The organism is Mycobacterium sp. NGS61 (assembly GCF_059812325.1).
Genome location: NZ_JCALCL010000002.1, coordinates 613,750 through 629,556 on the forward strand (window position 1 = coordinate 613,750; position 15,807 = coordinate 629,556).

At 67.5% G+C, this 15,807-nt stretch carries 15 protein-coding genes and 1 riboswitch; of the genes, 13 read left to right on the forward strand and 2 right to left on the reverse strand.

The genetic code is table 11. The features are described from left to right. Window positions 1–79 precede the first annotated feature (79 nt). The 9 genes from AC5Y3Z_RS07370 (at window position 80) to AC5Y3Z_RS07410 (ending at window position 10,716) form a co-directional block, all read left to right on the forward strand. Window positions 80–1,237 carry a PPE family protein gene (locus tag AC5Y3Z_RS07370; RefSeq protein ID WP_499927560.1) on the forward strand — a complete coding sequence of 386 codons (1,158 nt, stop codon included), beginning with the start codon at window positions 80–82 and terminating at the stop codon, window positions 1,235–1,237. A 109-nt stretch (window positions 1,238–1,346) separates the two neighbouring features. After that, a riboswitch (M-box (ykoK) riboswitch) is annotated at window positions 1,347–1,520 on the forward strand. Window positions 1,521–1,836: 316 nt separating this feature from the next. After that, window positions 1,837–3,024 (forward strand): PPE family protein, encoded by a 1,188-nt coding sequence (locus AC5Y3Z_RS07375; protein WP_463825414.1) that lies wholly within the window; start codon window positions 1,837–1,839, stop codon window positions 3,022–3,024. A 616-nt stretch (window positions 3,025–3,640) separates the two neighbouring features. Then, window positions 3,641–4,879, forward strand: a complete 1,239-nt coding sequence (locus AC5Y3Z_RS07380; protein ID WP_463825415.1) for a PPE family protein — start codon at window positions 3,641–3,643, stop codon at window positions 4,877–4,879. 20 nt (window positions 4,880–4,899) lie between these two features. Beyond that, a complete protein-coding gene (locus AC5Y3Z_RS07385) occupies window positions 4,900–6,240 on the forward strand; it encodes a PPE family protein (RefSeq protein WP_463825416.1) in 1,341 nt (446 codons plus the stop codon). Window positions 6,241–6,257: 17 nt separating this feature from the next. Further along, complete coding sequence (locus tag AC5Y3Z_RS07390; protein WP_463825417.1) at window positions 6,258–6,584, forward strand: DUF732 domain-containing protein; 327 nt, start codon at window positions 6,258–6,260, stop codon at window positions 6,582–6,584. A gap of 274 nt (window positions 6,585–6,858) precedes the next feature. Continuing rightward, window positions 6,859–8,115, forward strand: coding sequence for a PPE family protein (locus tag AC5Y3Z_RS07395; protein WP_463825418.1), 1,257 nt, complete (start codon window positions 6,859–6,861; stop codon window positions 8,113–8,115). Window positions 8,116–8,129: 14 nt separating this feature from the next. Beyond that, complete coding sequence (locus AC5Y3Z_RS07400) at window positions 8,130–9,527, forward strand: PPE family protein (RefSeq protein WP_463825419.1); 1,398 nt, start codon at window positions 8,130–8,132, stop codon at window positions 9,525–9,527. A 9-nt stretch (window positions 9,528–9,536) separates the two neighbouring features. After that, window positions 9,537–9,872, forward strand: a complete 336-nt coding sequence (locus AC5Y3Z_RS07405) for a DUF732 domain-containing protein (protein WP_463825420.1) — start codon at window positions 9,537–9,539, stop codon at window positions 9,870–9,872. A gap of 103 nt (window positions 9,873–9,975) precedes the next feature. Next, the gene (locus tag AC5Y3Z_RS07410; protein ID WP_463825421.1) at window positions 9,976–10,716 is read left to right on the forward strand and encodes an MgtC/SapB family protein; all 741 of its coding nucleotides are present in this window, start codon (window positions 9,976–9,978) and stop codon (window positions 10,714–10,716) included. Here the strand turns inward: AC5Y3Z_RS07410 and AC5Y3Z_RS07415 are convergent, their stop codons facing one another. Together AC5Y3Z_RS07415 and AC5Y3Z_RS07420 are read right to left on the reverse strand one after the other, a co-directional pair. After that, window positions 10,717–11,901, reverse strand: a complete 1,185-nt coding sequence (locus tag AC5Y3Z_RS07415; protein ID WP_463825422.1) for an NAD(P)/FAD-dependent oxidoreductase — start codon at window positions 11,899–11,901, stop codon at window positions 10,717–10,719. Continuing rightward, on the reverse strand, window positions 11,898–12,809 hold the full coding sequence (locus AC5Y3Z_RS07420; RefSeq protein WP_463825423.1) for an alpha/beta hydrolase fold domain-containing protein: 912 nt from the start codon (window positions 12,807–12,809) through the stop codon (window positions 11,898–11,900). Before AC5Y3Z_RS07420 ends, AC5Y3Z_RS07415 begins: the two co-directional genes overlap by 4 nt. Window positions 12,810–12,856: 47 nt before the next feature. Between AC5Y3Z_RS07420 and AC5Y3Z_RS07425 the strand changes: the two genes are divergently transcribed. The 4 genes from AC5Y3Z_RS07425 to AC5Y3Z_RS07440 all read left to right on the forward strand — a co-directional run bounded on the left by AC5Y3Z_RS07425 (window position 12,857) and on the right by AC5Y3Z_RS07440 (window position 15,778). Continuing rightward, window positions 12,857–13,813, forward strand: a complete 957-nt coding sequence (locus AC5Y3Z_RS07425; RefSeq protein WP_463825424.1) for a sterol desaturase family protein — start codon at window positions 12,857–12,859, stop codon at window positions 13,811–13,813. Window positions 13,814–13,907: 94 nt separating this feature from the next. Further along, window positions 13,908–14,570 (forward strand): Rv1815 family serine proteinase, encoded by a 663-nt coding sequence (locus tag AC5Y3Z_RS07430; protein ID WP_463825425.1) that lies wholly within the window; start codon window positions 13,908–13,910, stop codon window positions 14,568–14,570. Then, on the forward strand, window positions 14,516–15,169 hold the full coding sequence (locus AC5Y3Z_RS07435) for a TetR-like C-terminal domain-containing protein (RefSeq protein ID WP_463825474.1): 654 nt from the start codon (window positions 14,516–14,518) through the stop codon (window positions 15,167–15,169). The genes AC5Y3Z_RS07430 and AC5Y3Z_RS07435 overlap by 55 nt, the downstream gene beginning before the upstream one ends. A 111-nt stretch (window positions 15,170–15,280) precedes the next feature. Further along, window positions 15,281–15,778: a VOC family protein gene (locus AC5Y3Z_RS07440; RefSeq protein ID WP_463825426.1), complete on the forward strand. Its 498-nt coding sequence runs from the start codon at window positions 15,281–15,283 to the stop codon at window positions 15,776–15,778. Window positions 15,779–15,807: the final 29 nt, after the last annotated feature.

Here is a 15,807-nt window from a genome sequence, read left to right on the forward strand (position 1 = left end):
AGACAACCGCGATATCGCTGATCGGTTCCGCAACACCGGCGGTTACCGACGGACGGTCGGTTTGAAGGAGGTGCTGGCATTGGATTTTGGAGCCCTCCCCCCTGAAGTCAATTCGCTGCGCATGCACACCGGGCCGGGCTCGGCGCCCATGCTGGCCGCCATGACGGCCTGGGATGCGGTGGCCGACGAGCTGCGGTTGACCGCGACGGCGTACGAATCGGTGTTGTCCACATTGGTCGACGACGGCTGGCTGGGTCCGGCATCGACCGCCATGATGACCGCGGTCGCTCCGTTCCTGGACTGGCTGCGCGGCACCGGCGCGCAGGCCGAAGAGACGGCCAGTCACGCCGCAGCAGCTGCGGCGGCCTTCGAGGCCGCGTACTCGATGACGGTTCCCCCCGCCGTGGTCGCCGCGAACCGGGCACGACTGCTCGCGCTGGTGGCCACCAACTTTCTGGGTATCAACACCGCCGCGATTGCGGCCACCGAAGCCGAGTACGCCGAGATGTGGGTTCAGGACGCGACGGCGATGTACACCTACGCCGCCAGCGCGGCTGAGGCTGCCGCGCTGACACAGTTCGGCGAGCCGGCGCAGACCGCCGACCCGTCCGGTCCGGCCCACCAAGCCGCCGCGGTCGCGCGGGCGATGGCATCGGTACCGGCCACCCTGCAGGATCTCGCCGCGCCGGCGGCGGCCTCTCCGTTTGACGCACTTCCGCAGACAGGTCTGCTCGTCGATGTCCTGAACTTCCTGGATGGCAACGACGGCAACGCCGTCGGGGTCTTCTTGAACTCTTCCCTGTTCAACGGCGTCGTCTCCGCCGGATATACGGCGCCGGCACTGATCGTGCCCACGGTGACCGATGCCGTCGCCGACGTCAACGGGGTGGTCGAAGGGGCGGAGCCAGAGATCGCCGGCGCCGGTTCGGCCGAGGCCGCCGCGATGACGGCAACGACCGCGCCGTCCGGCGTGGGGGGAGTCGCCGCCGGCAGCACTCAGGCGTCCCTGGTGGGCCGCCTGTCTGTTCCGCCGAGCTGGGCGGCCGCCGTCGATGTAGCGAAGCCGTTCGGCGCAGTACCCGGCGCGGGCAGCACGGCGGCCGTTCCGGCATCCGCCGCGGGCGCACCCGGGATGCCCGCACTGCCTGCCGCCAACGCGTGCGCACGGAGTTGGGGCAACGGCCCCCGCTACGGTTCCCGATTGACAATCATGCCGCGACCGGTGGCTGCGGGATAACGCCGCCCAAAGAAAGTCCCGGCAATTCCCGCCTTTCGAATATCGGAATTCGAATTCGACGGGACGTCTGAGTTGACTCTGGTCGTCGCGAGTGCCATTATTGCCACTGCATGCACCTCGCTAGGTGAGGCGTCTGCACGGACACAGGCCACTGACCTCGAACGTCGAAAGACGCCCAGGGTCAGGACAGCTCTTCCCGGCTTAAGGGTTGAGCCCAAGTGGCTTCCAGCATTACTGCTGGATACGCCGTGTGGTGCCGAAGCTCTGTCGAGAGGGGTGCTGTGATCTGGTGGGCCGTCGTGCCCGCTGGACTCTCATCCCATGCGTCGTGCACCCGGCATCCCCGCATGCCACGGCCCTGAGGAGGTGAGAGCGGAATGAGTCCCGACGATAGTCCGTATTCGAAATCGACGACCATTTCGTTTCGATCCGACCCGGGCACCGGCATCGCCGCCTGAATCGCATTTCTGATAGCCGCAAACGGCGCTCGCTGATATCGCGAAGCGCGTATTAATTGCGCGCGGAAAAAGGCGTGGAATTGCGTTCTTGGCGACCCGGGTTTCGTGCCCCAGCAGGGGTGAACTCAAGGGGGACCACCGATGACCGCCGCACTGGACTTTGCCGCTCTGCCACCCGAAGTCAACTCCGCGCGCATGTACGCCGGCGCCGGTGCCGCGCCGATGCTGGCTGCAGCTTCGGCATGGAACGGGTTGGCCGCCGAGCTGCGCGCCACCGCGCTGACCTACGAAGCTGTGCTGTCCGCGCTGGCCGGTGACGAATGGTTCGGGCCCGCGGCGGCCTCGATGGCTGCCGCCGCCACGCCGTACGTGGTGTGGCTCAACGCCACCGCCGTGCAGGCCGAGCAGACCGGGGCGCAGGCCGAGGCCGCGGTGACCGCCTACGCGACGGCATTCGCCGCGACAGTGCCACCGCCACTCGTCGCGGCCAACCGCACCCAGTTGGCCGCACTGGTTGCGACGAACATCCTGGGCCAGAACACCCCGGCGATCGCGGCGACCGAAGCCGCGTACCTGGAGATGTGGGCCCAGGATGCCGCCGCGATGTACGGCTACGCCGGCGCCTCGGCGGCAGCCACCGACCTGGACCAGTTCGTCGCGCCGCAGCAGATCACCAGCCCCAGCGGTCTCACGGCCCAGGCGGCCGCGGTCAGTCAGGCGGCCGACACGTCCGCTCTCGGCCAGCACAGCGCTCTGTCGCAGCTGATGTCCGCCGTGCCGAGCGCACTGCAGGGGCTTTCCGGTGCCGACGGCGGCAGCGGCCTGGCCGACCTCGCGACCACCGCGCTCACCGGTTCCGGGACGTCGAGCTGGTCGGAGTTCATGGCCGCATGGGGCCCCAACGCGAACGTGTGGAACACGATCACCTCCACCGGTTTGTTCACCCCGGGCGCCACGATAGGAACCCTCTCCAGCTTGTTCGGCAGCGCAGCGATGACCGACGTGGCCGACGCCGCGCAGGTGCTGGTACCGAGCGCGGGCGGGGGCGCCGTGCCGCTGGAAACGCGCGGTCTCACCGCCCTCGGGTCGGGCAGTTCCGGCGTGGTCGGCAAACTGTCCGTGCCCCCGGCCTGGGCTGCGGCCACCCCACCGCCCGGCGCCCTGCACTCCGCGCTCGGTGGCACCCCGATGGTCGCGCCGCCGCCGTCCGGCACGCCCGGTATGCCGGGGGTGCCGCTGGGCAACCTCGCGGGTCAACCCTTCGGCCGGGCTGTCCCGCAATACGGGTTCCGCCCCACGGTCGTGGCCCGCTCGCCCGCGGCCGGATAGCACGCACAGCCACCTAACCAGGCAAAACAGCGCTCTCAGCGAACCGTCAGGTACGAGACAGCCGGGTAGCAGGCATCAGGACGTACCGTGTGCCCTCGTGATGCGTACGTTTTTCCTCGAGTCAGAGAGAGCCTGCCGGGCGGTGTCCCCGGGTCGGACCGGCGGTGCCGCCGGGCCCCACCGCCGAAGACGGTCGAGCTTCGTCGACTCGACCTGACCCACTGCTTTCGCGGGCGGCGCACATGCTGCTGCTTCGCGCATTCATTTCATTGAATTGCAAAGTTCGCCGACGGTATTCACAATGCCAGGCGCCATTGTTTTGAAATATTCAGATGATAACTTGTCAACCTATTGTGCATGGCTACGCCGTTGACCTTGGAGTTTGCTGTTAGTATTTCGGCAATTCGCTGTATCACAGCAGTCACGACGGTAGTGCGATAAGTTATTTACATTGCGCTTACCTACCGGGAACGTTGCGAAAATATGCCGCAACGAACATTCATCATATCGAGCGGGGGCTGGAGAAATGCGATTCGATTCTGGTAGAGCACATGGTCGGCAACTCAACAAAACCACGCGAAGGATCACTACTGGCGGATAAGGGGCGTATACGCGCATGGATTATGGGGCACTTCCGCCAGAGGTCAACTCTGGGCGCATGTATACCGGTCCCGGCGCGGGGCCGATGTTGGCAGCGGCGGCGGCATGGGACGCCTTGGGGGCCGAATTGTATTCGGCCGCAGTCGCTTACGCGTCCGCGATCGAGGGACTGGTAGCGGGCTCGTGGCAGGGACCGACCGCAATGACGATGGCCACCGCGGCCGGTCCGTACGTGTCCTGGATCTCAGCCACCGCAGCTCGCGCCGATGAGGCGGCCGCACTGGCCAAGGCGGCGGCGATCGCTTACGAAACCGCTTTTGTGGCAACGGTTCCGCCGCCGGTGATCGCTGCGAATCGGGCGCAGCTGCTGGCGCTGATCGCCACCAACATCCTGGGCCAGAACACACCGGCTATCGCCGCCACGGAAGCCCAGTACCTGGAGATGTGGGCTCAGGATGCCGTGGCGATGTATGCCTACGCCGGCTCCTCGGCGGCCGCGACACAGCTCACCCCGTTCACCGAACCACCGCCGACCACGACCGCCTCGGGCGCAGCCGCGCCGGCGGCCGCCCAGCTGCTCGCATCTGTCCCGAATGCGTTGCAGGGCATGACATCAACTCTTGCGGCTGCACCGACGACAGGCTCGACCTCGTTGTTGCCCGGACTCGCCTTACCGCAACTGGCATCCGTGTCGTTGCCGTCGGGCCTGGCGACCGAGGTGGCGAACTGGAACACCACCCTGGCAGCCCTGACCGGACCGTTCTCGTTGCAGGGCTGGTCGTCGATCCCGGGCGGCCCGTTCCTGTCGTTCGGGCAGGTTTATGCCTACGCCCAGAACGGGCAGGGGCTGCAGGCATTCGCCACCCCCGCACCACCGGTGACCGGCGCACTGGCCCCGATCGCCGAGTCGCTCACCCCTCATCTGACTTCATCCGGGGGAGCGGCGACGGCGACTATGGGCCGCGCTGCACTGGTGGGCACCCTATCGGTGCCCCAGGGCTGGACGGTGGCGGCTCCGGCCGTCCGGACAGTTGCCGCGACACTGTCCACCAATGTGGCCGCCGTACCGGCTGCCACGTCCGCCGGGGAGGCCGGTGTTTTCGGCCAGATGGCGCTGTCCAGCCTGGCCGGGCGGGCCCTCGGTGCCACCGCCACGGGTGCCGGTGGCGGCAGCAGTTCGCTGGGCGGTGTCGTCACCGCGGCCGACCCGGCCGCAGCGATGATCTTCGTGCTTCCACCGCTCGAGGGTGCCTAGTCCAGGTAGGGGGAGAAAGAGTGTTCTACGCAGCGTTTCCGCCGGAGGTCAACTCGGGCCGGATGTACAGCGGGGCGGGATCGGGGCCGCTGCTGGCCGCCGCCGCGGCCTGGAACGGGCTGGCCAGCGAGCTACAAGCCACCGCCGCGTCCTATGCCGCACTGATCGCCGGCCTGACCAGCGCACCCTGGGTAGGACCCTCGGCCCAGGCGATGACCGCGGCAGCGACACCGTACGTGGCCTGGATGAGCGAGACCGCTGCCCAGGCCGCCCAGGCCGCCAGCCAGGCCAACGCCGCGGTCGCCGCCTACGAGACGGCGTTCGCCGGGCACGTACCACCGGCGCAGATCGCGGCCAACCGCAGCCAGTTGGCGTCGCTGGTGGCCACGAACATCGTTGGGCAGAACTCCGCCGCAATCGCGGCTCTGGAAGCCCAGTACGGCGAAATGTGGACACAAGACGCCGTCGCGATGGACAGTTACGCCGCCTCATCGGCAGCCGCAAGCGAGGTGACGCCGTTCACCGAACCTCCCCAGGTGGTCAACGCGCTCACCCAGACGATTCTGTCGGCGGCGCAACCGCTCTCGCAGCCGCTGCAGACCCTGGTGAACTTGAGCACCGACTACACCGCCACCGTGACCGGACTGCTCAACGGACTGTTCGGGTCCAGCGGCGCATCGACATTCACCGCCCTGTATTCCGCAATCAAGGTCCCCCTCGGTTTCACCACCCAGTTCAACGACATCGGCCTGTTGATCAACCTCCCCGCATCGCAGTTCCTCAAGTTCGCCGCGAAGCCGACGTCCGCGCTTGGCGGGCTGCCCAAGGACGCATTGGGCGGGGGACTCACCCCGCACTGGGGTCACGGCTGGCTGACCAGCGCGGTGTCGCCAACTCCCACAGCGCATTTGGGTCGAGGCACGCTGGTCGGTGCGCTCACCGTGCCACCGAGTTGGACCGCCAACACCCCGGCCATCCGGACTGTCGCCGCAGCGTTGTCGGCAGCCGGCAACGAAGCGGTGCCCGCGGCCGAACTCGGGCAGGGCGGCCTGTTGAGTTCGATGTCATCAGCGGGCATGGCCGGCAGCGCACTCGGTGCCGGTGCCCCCGGCTCGGTGACCGGTGCGCGAAGCCGCCTCACCCCGGTCAAAGACCTGAAGGATCTCAGGTCACCGGAGCTGCTCAAGCGGATGGTTGCGCAGATATCGGACCGGCCCGACAGCGTGCAGCACCACACCGTCGACCAGCAGGGCCTGGACAGCCTGCTCGAACAGTTGGCGAAGAAACCCGGCATCCATGCCGTGCACCTCACCAATGGCGACAAACCCCAGGTTGTTCCGGCGGATGCCCATTTGGGCTGAGGGAGAGGAAATTCTGCATGTTCAGATGGCTGCTGACGCTGACCTGCGCGGGTGTCATGATCGGTTGCGCCGCACCGGCGAACGGCGATCCGGGCAATGGGCCGGATGCCGCCGACGCAGGTTTTCTGGCCGCGTTGCGCACCGCTGACATCGGTTACAGCAACTCCGATCAGGCCATCGGGTCAGCCCGGGCCGTGTGTACCTGTCTGGACAACGGCGAATCTGGTTTCGAGTTGGTGAACGACATCAAAAAGCGCAATGCGGGATTTACGTTGGACGCCGCCGCCGAATTCGCGGTCATTTCAGCGAAATTCTATTGTCCGCAGCAATTGGACAAGAGCTGACAGCTACCGACGCTGCAAATGTATTAGCTGCCGATTGTATCCGGTCGCTCTTTCATTCACGCCGTACGACATCGATCGTCGTACGATTTCCTGATCTGTGTGAACTTTCCCGAATATATTCGGCACCCGGTTGCTCGGGTAAAACCCGAGGTCACCCGAGGAGCCACGCACATCGGGATTTCTAGTGAGTTCTGTATGAGTCCGGCAGGACTCGCCGACGGGACCCTGGTGGCGTGACTACCATGGCGGCGACAGAGGGACCGGAGGGGAAGAGATGGACTTCGGGGCGCTGCCACCAGAATTCAACTCTGGACGAATGTACACGGGGGCGGGATCCGGGCCGATGCTGGCCGCTGCGGCGGCCTGGGACGCATTGGCCGCAGAGTTGCATTACACCGCGGCGTCGTACCGATCGACGATCGACGGTTTGGCCGTCGGCTCCTGGCACGGTCCGGCGGCGATGTCGATGTCGGCAGCGGCGACACCGTATATGGCCTGGATGGCCGCCACCGCGACACAGGCGGAACAGGCGGGCACCCAGGCGAAGCTTGCCGCCGCGGCCTACGAGACAGCGTTCGCGGCGACGGTGCCGCCACCGGTGATCGAGGCCAACCGCGCATTGCTGATGACCCTGGTGGCTACCAACATTCTCGGACAGAACACAGCCGCCATCGCAGCCACCGAAGCGCAGTATATGGAGATGTGGGCGCAGGACGCCGCCGCCATGTACGCCTATGCGGCGTCCTCAGCGGCCGCGACCGTGCTGACTCCGTTCGAGCCGCCGCCCGAGACCACCAACGTGGCGGGGACGGCCGATCAAGCGGCGGCAGTCACGCAAGCCGCGGGCACCGCAGCCGCCACGGACATTCAGTCGCAGCTGTCGCAGCTGTTGAATCTCTTCCCGAACATGCTGCAGGGTTTGGCCACCACCACGGCCGCCGCCCCGGCGGCGACGACACCGGTCGGCAACGTCATCGAAGCCCTCTACCCGTACGCCGCAGCTATCCGCCCCTTCTTTGCTGCCGTCACCGGCGCATACAGCCCGATCATTCCTTTCGTCCTCGGTGGCGGCTGGTGGTTGTTCGGCCTGCAGATCCTCGGTCTGTCGCAGAACGCACCCGGGGTGGCGTCCCTGTTGAACAGCGGCGGCAAGCCGCTGGCCGGTCTGTCGCCGCTACGAGCCGGGTACGTGGCGTCCGCTGCGCCGGCGGGCGGGGTGGCCGGCGCGATGGGGAACTCCACGCTGGTCGGGTCGTTGTCGGTGCCGCAAGGCTGGGTGACCGAGGCGCCGGTGCTCCGGGCTATGACGTCCGTGCTGCCGGGGGCGACTCCGGAAGCACTCGCCGCGGTCCCGGCGGCGGCCGAAGGCGGCCTGTTCGGCGAGATGGCGATGGCCAGCCTGGCCGGACGCGCCCTGGCCGGGGCCACCGTGCGCACCGTCGGCAGCGGCACCGCGGGCGCCACCGGCGGCGTGGCCGCGGCCGAAGACGTCGCGACCACGGCGACCATCATCGTGATACCGGCGGACTGAGAGAGGCGGGACTGATGAGTTTCGCGGTACGACCACCGGAGATCATCTCCGCGATGATGTATGCCGGACCGGGCGCGGGTCCGATGATCGCCGCAGCCACGGCCTGGGACACCTTGGCCACCGAACTGCAGGCCACGGCATCCTCCTACGGTCTGGTCGTCGACGGCCTGGCCAACGAAACCTGGACCGGGCCCTCGGCGGCCGCGATGGCCGCAGCGGCCGCACCCTACGTGAGCTGGATGTCGGCCACCGCCGCGCAGGCCAAGGAGGCGGGCGACCAGGCCAAGGCGGCAGTGAGCGCGTATGAGACGGCCTTCGCTGCGGTGGTACCGCCGGCGGAGATCGCGCTCAACCGCAGCCAGCTGGCGCTGCTGCTGGCCACCAACATATTCGGGCAGAACACCGCGGCGATCGCTGCCCTCGAAGCCCAGTATGCGGAAATGTGGGCGCAGGACATCGCGGCGATGTTCGGCTACGCCACGGCGTCCGCGGCCGCCGCCAGGCTGACGCCCTACACCGAACCACCGCAGGTCACCAACGTGGCCGGGCTGGGCACTCAACAGAGCGCCGTCGGGCAGGCCGGCGCTTTGGCCGCGGGCACCAGGGCAGCCACCGCGGCAGCGACTGCCGCACCGACGGCGGCACCGGTCTTCCCGTTCGACGTCGTGCTACAGGCGTTGCAGGCCCTCGGCGGGGCCAGCACCTCCTACATGCAGGCCATGGGTGAGGTGCTCAACGCGCTGGGCGGTACCCCGCTGGCCGGCCCGACCTGGGAGCTGACTTTCGGGATCTTCGCCGACATCGGCCGGTTCAGCACCGTGGCCAACGACATCATGAGCGTGCCCAACCTGGGCATGACGGAGTTCAAACTGTTCTGGAAGCCGCCGCTCGAGGAGATCCCGAAGTCCGCGCTGGGAGCCGGGTTGGGGATGTCGCCGACGGCAGGTCTGACCAACGCGGTGTCGGCGGGTACCGGTGAAGCCAACGTGGTGGGCAAATTGTCGGTGCCACCGAGTTGGGCGTCGGCTACCCCTGCGATCCGGATGGTCTCCAATGCATTGCCGGCCACCAGCATGGCCGCGGCTCCGGCGGCAGCGATCCCCGCCGACCTGATCAACCAAATGGCCTTGGGAAGTCTCACCGGCGGGGCAGCCGGCACCGTCGGCGCCCAAGTGTTGAGCGGCAGCGGTGCCCGCGCCCGCGCCAACGGCGGGAAAGGCCCGGTCGAGCCGGTGAAGCTGGACAGTGTGATCGCGAAACTGCAGCAGGAACCGGAAGCGGTCCAACACTGGAACGTCGACAAGGCCGGGCTGGACGGCCTGCTCGAGAAACTGTCGAAGAAACCCGGCATCCACGCGGTGCACGTGTCCAGCGGCGACAAGCCGAAAATCATGCTGCCCGATGCGCAGTAGGGTTCGGCGATGATCCGCCTGCGAGTACTGGCAGCCGCGGTGGGTGCGGTCGCGATGCTCGGTCTCGCGGTCCCCGCGCACGGCGACCCCGGCGGTGATGACGCCGCGTTTCTGTCCGCGCTGGCCAACGCCGGCATCACGGTCCCCAACCCAGGTCAGGCGATTGCCTCCGCGCAGGCCGTATGCGGGTTGATGCGCAACGGCGAAACAGGTCTGCAGGTGCTGACCGACGTGAAGAACCAAAATCCCGCATTGACCCTGGACGGGGCGGCATTGTTCACCGCGATCGCGTCGAACACGTACTGCCCCGAGCACCTGGGGCAACCCGAGGGTGGTTATTTCTGATCTGACCGCCCGGCGAGGGCCCGTTAGCCTGTCCTCCACCTGGTGTTAACCCGAATCTGATTGGCTGCCGTAGCCCGTTGGTCCAGGGAGAGGGGGTGGCGCGGTGCAGACGCTGAGCACTGCCGAGTTCGCACTGCGCCTCTGCGTCGGAGTCGGATGCGGCGCGCTCATCGGCCTGGAACGCCAGTGGCGGGCCCGGATGGCGGGCCTGCGCACCAACGCGCTGGTCGCGACCGGTGCCACCTTGTTCGTGCTGTACGCCGCCGCCACCGAGGACAGCAGCCCCACCCGGGTGGCGTCCTATGTGGTGTCCGGTATCGGCTTCCTCGGCGGCGGAGTCATCCTGCGCGAGGGCTTCAACGTCCGCGGGCTCAACACCGCAGCCACCCTGTGGTGTTCTGCGGCGGTCGGGGTCCTGGCGGCGTCCGGACACCTGGCGTTCGCGCTGATCGCCACCGGCACCGTCGTTGGCATCCACCTGCTGGGGCGGCCGCTGGGCCGGATCATCGATCACGACAATTCCGGTGAAGAGGACGAGAGCCTGGAGCCCTACCAGGTTCAGGTGATCTGCCGGCCCAAGTCCGCGAAGTACGCCCGCGCCCAGATCGTGCAGCACACCAGCGGCAACGACATCATCCTGCGCGGCATCCACACCGGACAAGCCGGCTTCGACCACGGCAACGACAACATCGCGCTCACCGCGCATGTACTGGTCGACGGTCACTCGCCGGCCAAGCTGGAGCGACTGGTCGGCGAGTTGTCCCTGCAACCTGGCGTCTACGCCGTGCACTGGTACGCCGGCGAGCCGAGCAGTCCGATCCTGCCCGACCCGCAGTCCGACTGATCAGGGCCGGGCCTGCAGTTCAGGTGCGGCGGCGGCCAGCAGATCGGCGCGGTCGGCGGACAGCGGCGGATAGATGCGTCGGCCGTTGATCGTTTGCTTGGTCGCTTTGGCCGCCGCGCCTTGAGCCACCACCATGCGGTCCCAGCCTTCGGTGTACACCGCGCCGGCAGGTCCCAGGTCGAGCACAGTGACATACCACGGGATCCGCAGCGTCAGCAGCGGCGCACCGAACAAGTCGCTGATCACGTTGTAGCCGGCATAACGGCCCATCGGGCGGCCGTGCTGACACGACATGACCGACAGATGCTCGTCGTCCAGCCGCGCGGCCGCCACGTCGCCGGCGGCGAATATCGACGGCACGCCGATCACCCGCAGGTGGTCATCCACCGGCACCCGGCCCAGCCGGTAGCGGGCCACCGGTAGCTGTTCGGTCAGCGGGCTGGCGCGCATGCCCGCACACCACACCAGGGCGACGGCGTCGATCCGCTCGCCCGACGACAACGTCACCCCGTCCGGATCGACCCCGGCGACGCTGACCGCGGTCCTCACCTCAACCCCGTTGTCCGACAGCGCTGCCAGGATCACCGGTCGCGCTGACGCACCCATGTCCGAGCCGACCTCCGTGTGGTCGATCAGCACCACCCGCGGTGTCAACCCCAGCGCACGCAACCGTTCGGGTAACTCACAGGCGGTCTCGATACCGGTCAGTCCCGCCCCGACCACGACCACCGTCGCCGACCCAGCGGCCGGCAGCCGATCGGCGACCTCGCGCAACCGCCGTTCCAATCGCAACGCGGCGTCGTAGGTGTCGATGTCGAAGCCGAATCGGCGCAGCCCGGGCAGGTCGGGTCTACTGAGCCGACTACCCGCGGCCAGCACCAGACGGTCGTAGGGATAGGTCGTGCCGGCCGCGGTGGTCACGGTGCGGGCGTCGGCGTCGATCCCGCTCACCTCGGCGGTGACGTGTCCGACACCGACCGGATCGAGCAAGTCGGCAAGCGGCAGCCGACAGGCGCTCAGGTCCGCCTCGTAGTTACGCACCCTGATGTCGTGAAACGGCTTGGCGCTCAACACCGTGACGTCCACGGTTCCCGGCGCGACGCCGAGTTCGTCGAGCCGACGCGCGGCGCCCAGTGCGGCCCACAGCCCCGCGAACCCGGAGCCGATCACCACGACGCGGCTCAACCGGACAACACCGTACGAATCTGGCCGAGCGTCGCTTTCGCCTTGGGTCCCGGCAGCAACATCCAGGTATGCATGCCTCCCTCGAGCTCGTACCAGCCGATGTCGAGGCCTTCGCTGCTCGCCCGCCGGCGAAACGCACGCGCGTCCGGGTTGAGCACGTCATGAGTGCCGGTGAACACCGTCAGGCGCGGCAGCCCGTCCAGGGGTCCGATGCTCGGGCTGAGCAAGGGGTGGTCCAGCGGGTCCCCGCCCGCATAGCGGATACCGGCGGCCCGCAGGTCGTCGAGGTTGAGAAACGGATCGATCTTGGCGACCTTGAGCACCTCGGGGTCCGGTAGTCCGAGGTGCATCCAGGGGGAGAGCAGCAGCGCGTCGGTGGGCTGGGGGAGTCCGGCGTCGCGCACCGCGTGACACAACGCGAAGGCCATCCCACCGCCGGCTGAATCGCCCATGAAAGCAATCGATTTCGGATCGTGCGTGTCCAGTACCTGCCGGTAGACCTGCAGCAGGAACGGAAAGACCTGGCGGTAACTGTGTTCGGGGGCGATCGGGTAGATCGGCACCACCAGGGTGCGGCGCAGCACGTGCGCCAGCCGGGCGATGGCGGGCCAGTGGAAGTGTGGCAGCAGATCCAGCACGTAGGCGCCACCGTGCAGGTAGAGCACGTGGCCGGTCAGTTCGCCGGCGTCGACGTGGCGCGGGGTGACTTGATACACCGGGCGGCCGTTGAGGTCGGTACGGACCACGTCGATCTTCTTCAGTACCAGCGACGAGGGCCGGCCGCAGTAGGGCGGGCGCGGATGCGCGGCCCAGTGTTCGAGTTTGGCCGGCGGAAACATCCGGTTGCGCACGCCGGACGCGCGCAGCAGCCGCTGGGTGACGTGCGGTTTACGGATCGGGCGGATCATCTCGTCTTCGGTTCGTCAATCGGCACGGGTTCAGTAATCTGTCCAGTGTGAATGGTGTCACGGACTTTTTCGCCGGCCTTCCCGCCGAGCTACGGGATCCGGTGCTGTTCGCCATTCCGTTTTTCCTGCTGCTGCTGACGCTGGAGTGGACGGCGGCGCGCAAACTCGAGAAATTTGACGCGGCGGCCGGCACCGGGGACCCGGGGCATGCCAGGCCGGCGTCAGGTGCCTACCTCGCTCGCGATTCGATGGCCAGCATCTCGATGGGCCTGGTGTCGATCGCGACCACGGCGGCCTGGAAAGCGTTGGCGCTGTTCGGATACGCCGCGTTGTATGCCTATGTCGCACCATGGCACCTCCCTGCGACCAAGTGGTACACGTGGGTCGTCGCGTTCCTGGGTGTCGACCTGCTCTACTACGCCTATCACCGCGCCGCCCACCGTATTCGGCTGATCTGGGCTACCCACCAGGCTCATCACTCAAGCGAATTCTTCAACTTCGCCACCGCGCTGCGCCAGAAGTGGAACAACAGCGGCGAGATTCTGATGTGGGTGCCGCTGCCGCTGCTGGGCGTGCCGCCGTGGCTGATCTTCTTCAGCTGGTCGCTGAACCTGATCTACCAATTCTGGGTGCACACCGAGCGCATCGACAAACTGCCCCGGTGGTTCGAGTTCATCTTCAACACGCCGTCGCACCACCGGGTGCATCACGGCATGGACCAGCCGTACCTGGACAAGAATTACGGCGGCATCTTCATCGTCTGGGACCGGCTATTCGGCAGCTTCCAGCAGGAACTGTTCCGGCCCCACTACGGGCTGACCAAGCCGGTCGGCACCTTCAACATCTGGAAACTGCAGACCCGCGAATACGTGGCGATCGCTCGGGACCTGCGCTCGGCGCGGGGGCTGCGCGCCCGCCTGGGATATGTTTTCGGCCCGCCCGGTTGGACGCCGCGCGAGAGGCGGCAGACCGCGGACGCCACCCCGCTGGCCAGCGCTCGGTAACGCTGCAGCCCGTCCGCGCGAAAGCCTTAATGTTGACGTTATAGCGCCGTGACCTGATGGACGGCGTGTCGATCACGACGGATGGGAGGCCTTCGTGGGCCGCACACTAACGCGGGCAGTCCTCGCGTCGATGATGTCCGCGGCAGCGGCCTTCGGGCTGTCGCCGGCCACCGCCAGCGCCGACCCGCCGCTGGTGTTCCCGGGAATGGAAATCCATCAGGACAATCGCGTCTGCACGCTGGGGTTCGTCGACATCGCCCGGCGCATGGCGTTCAGCGCCGGGCACTGCCGCGGCGGCGGGTCGGTTTACGACGGCAACAACAACCTGATCGGTCACGTGGTGGCGTCGCGGGACAACACCCCGACCGGGTCGACGGTGGCCACCGATCAGCCCATCGACGACTACGAGGCGATCGCGCTGGCCAACGGCGTCACCATGAGCAACATTCTGCCCGGCGGCCGCGGCCTGGTGTCCACCGGCGCGGCACCGGCCCCGGGACAGGCCGTCTGCCACTTCGGAGTGACCACCGGCGAAACCTGCGGCACCGTGGAAAGCGTCAACAACGGCTGGTTCACCATGTCGCACGGTGTGCAGACCCAACAGGGCGATTCCGGCGGGCCGGTGTACCTGACCAACGGCTCCGCCGGTCAGATCATCGGGATCTTCAACAGCATCTGGGGCGATCTGCCGGCCGCGGTGTCCTGGCAGAGCGCCTCCGAGCAGGCCCGCCACGACCTGGGGGCCGGCGCGAGCTAGCGGCACGAGCTCGGCCCGAACGCGGGCGCAGGGCGATCGTGTCAGACTTGACCGTGGGCACACGCCAGGACTCGCCGGAGGACATCGAGGCCGCGGTCATCGATGCCTATGCCGACCTCGCCGACCAGGTGGACCGGGCACGAGACGGGGCCGGCGGCGAATCGTGGAGCCACGAGGTGATCGCGATGGCTCACGCCATGCGCGAGTGGGCGGTGGCGCACCCCGCCCGGTGGGGACTGCTCTACGGCAGTCCAGAGCCCGGCTTTCCCGCGCCCGAAGATCGTGCCCGACCGATCGGCACCCGCATCGTGGCGTCGTTCCTCGATGCCGTCGCCGCCGGGATCACGACCGGTGACATCGTGCTGGTCGACAGCCACGCGCCGCAACCGACATCCTCCGACTTCCGGCGGCTGCGCGACGTGTACGCCTTCCCCGGTGACGACCACGTCGTCGGCAAGTGCTTCCTGCTGTTCGCCGGCGTGGTGGGAGCGATCAGCCTCGAGGTGTTCGGAAAGTACGGCACCGACACCCTCGGCGATGCTGCGACGGTTTTCGACACCCAGGTGCGCCTGCTGGTCGAGGTTCTGGCCCGACACTGAGCATCAACTAGAACACGTTCACCGCCGTGTCCGCGCCCGCGGCGCGGCGGACACGGCAAAGTGCTCACCAGCAGCCCTGGCCGGCGCGCGACTGGGATATTCTGCGAGACGATGAACCTCCTCGTTCAGTCGCCCATTCAAATCGCCTGGGTGGCGGCGGATCTCGGCACCACCGAAACCGCTCTCACCGGCCTGTTAGGCGTTCGCAAGTGGGTGCGGATCCCAGAGGTGCACTTCGGTCCCGAGACGTGCACGTACCGCGGCGAGCCGGCGGATTTCGTCGCGAATATCGCCCTGAGCTACCTCGGAGACATGCAGCTGGAGCTGATCGAGCCGGTCCGCGGGGAGAATATCTATAGTGACTTTCTGCGGGACCACGGCCCCGGTCTGCACCACATCTGCGTGGCGGCCGAAACTCTCGCGAAGTTCGACGCTGCCCTCGCCGATGCCGCGACCCGGGGTGCGACGGTCGTGCAACAGGGCGTGATGCCCGGCGGAATGCATTTCGCCTATGTGTCGGCGCCGCAGGCGGGCGTGCCGTTCGTGGAGATCGCCTACCTGTCCGACGAGATCAAAGCGTTCTACGACTACCTGAAACGGGAGCAGTGATGAGCCGCTCCGACGACGTGCGCAACAAC